This window comes from Bacillus sp. NPDC094106 (assembly GCF_044764345.1).
In the GTDB taxonomy this organism is placed as follows: domain Bacteria; phylum Bacillota; class Bacilli; order Bacillales; family Bacillaceae_G; genus Bacillus_A.
The window spans coordinates 1-2,376 of sequence record NZ_JBIWHY010000043.1 but is presented as its reverse complement, the minus strand read 5'-3'; the positions used below and the strand labels follow the sequence as shown (position 1 = coordinate 2,376).

Sequence of the window (2,376 nt, the reverse complement as noted above, 5' to 3'; positions counted from 1 at the left end):
ACGTTATGGTGCGACAGGAAGTCGCATTTCTGCAGTGTAGCTCACGCTACTAATCTAGACGCAAAGATTATCTCCATCCGAAACTGCAAACTTGGTAACGAGTTTGTGGGTTGCATGAGGAAATGCGGAAACAGAGGACAAGTGTATGGTCCGGAAAACTGCTAGGAGAAGATAGACATGGTGAACGTAAGTGAAGGTCCGTAAGCTTCGTAAGCATTAGCTCAAGATAATACACAGTGTTGCTTGGGTATTGGCAAGAGGAAAGGCAGGCTCATAACACTGCCGTGACGCGTCCCACATCTTGCCCGGAGTAAAGAGCCCACCTAACCCTATCGCATCTGTGAAATGCGAAACTTGGTAAGCCCTATGTCATCTGTACAAACAGTAGGGAGATTGCAAAATCAAACGATGTGGCAGAGGGTAAAGGATATAGGAGAAAGCAAATGCCGTCATTCCGAAAGGAAACAGGAAAGCGACCGTATAACTGGACGGATACTGTCGTCCTCACGGACAATCCCATGACAGACTCGAAAGAGGGCCCACTTCCTATAGGTCTTCAACACGGAAATAAATTTGGAAGTTATCTTCTGACGAATAGGAGCGTGCAGTTATGAACACCTCAGAACGAGCGTCGGCGCACGTCTCGTATACAGATTGGAACTCAACGGACTGGAAAGCAGTCCAAATGTATGTGACGAAGTTACGACAAAGAATTTATCGTGCCGAACAGTTAAATCAACGTAGAAAAGTAAGGAAACTACAACGCCTACTCTTGAGAAGCGAGGCGAATTTACTACTATCCATTAGAAGAGTGACACAGCAGAATAAAGGAAAACGAACACCTGGAGTTGACGAACACACAGCGTTAAGTCGGAGGGAAAGAAATCAATTATATAAACAGCTTAAAACTCAGAACATCTTCCGACACCGTCCAAAACCAGCCAAACGCATATACATTGCCAAAAAGAATGGAAAATTGAGACCTTTAGGTATTCCGACTATAAAAGATAGAATATATCAAAATATGGTCAGAAATGCCCTCGAACCCCAATGGGAATCCAGATTTGAAGCAATTTCTTATGGCTTCCGTCCTAAAAGAAGTACCCACGATGCCATACGCAGTATTTTCAATAGAATTAACGGAGGCAGTAAGAAGAAATGGATATTTGAAGGAGATTTTAAAGCATGTTTTGACCATCTGAATCATGATTGGATACTCAAACAAATTCCCAATTTTCCCGGGAGCCCCCTTATAGAAAGATGGCTTCAAATGGGGTACATGGAACGAAGTAACTTCTCCGAAACACAAGAAGGAACTCCGCAAGGAGGAACTATCTCACCTTTATTAGCTAACATCGCTCTTCATGGAATGGAAGAAGCATTAGGCATCACATACAAAAAGAATTATAAAGCCAATGCAAGTTACATTATCAACCCTGCATGTAAGATAGCTCTTATACGTTATGCAGACGACTTTGTCGTCCTGGCGGAAACGAAAGACCAAGCCCAATCTATACATGAGAGACTTCGTCTCTATCTCAAAAAGAGAGGATTAGAACTAAGTCTTGAGAAAACAAAGGTTACACAGATTGAACAAGGTTTTGAGTTTTTAGGATTCTCAGTCCGGCAGTATAAGACGTGGCAAGGGAACAAATTGTTTATCAAACCAAGTAAGAGTAGCATAAAGAAAGCAAAAGAGAAAATTAGAGATACTCTTCGTATGATGAGAGGTCAACCGATTGGTGAGATTATTCGAGTGTTAAATCCGATTATTAGAGGTTACGGACAATACTGGAAACACGTGGTATCTAAGAAGATTTTTAGCAAACTAGCTGAATACATATACTGGAAAGTGCGTAAGCATCTAAGACAACTACACCCCAGAAAGGCTTGGAGATGGATTAGAACACGGTATTATAAGGCTCCGCATCATGGAGGAAATGTAAATGTGCCAACCTGTCCCAAGACGAATATCCAACTATTACATATGCCTTGGATTAAGATTGAAAGACACAACATGGTTATGTATAAGAATAGTCCTGATGACCCAACTTTGAAGGAATATTGGGAAAAACGAGACCGAAAGGTGTTTGATTCAGAGAATACAATGGACAGAATGAAGCTGGCTAGGAAACAAGGCTATCGCTGTGCAATATGTAGATGTTCGCTACAAAATGGAGAAAAAGTTATCGTAAAAGATATGTCGGCCTATCAAAATCACTCACAACCAAATGGATATGTAAGGCTTGTTCACTTACCCTGCCTTGATACTGTTATAGGATAAAAAGAAGGCTTGAGCCGTATGATGGGAAACTGTCACGTACGGTTCTTAGGGGAGTTAGGGGCAGTGATGCCCCTCGCTTACCCGACTTAACC

Annotated in this window: 1 protein-coding gene; it reads left to right on the top strand. The window is 41.9% G+C overall.

Translation table 11 applies throughout. From position 1 onward, the window contains the following. Positions 1-610 precede the first annotated feature (610 nt). The gene (ltrA, locus tag ACIQ7L_RS28080) at positions 611-2,284 is read left to right on the top strand and encodes a group II intron reverse transcriptase/maturase (RefSeq protein WP_400573497.1); all 1,674 of its coding nucleotides are present in this window, start codon (positions 611-613) and stop codon (positions 2,282-2,284) included. Positions 2,285-2,376 lie beyond the last annotated feature (92 nt).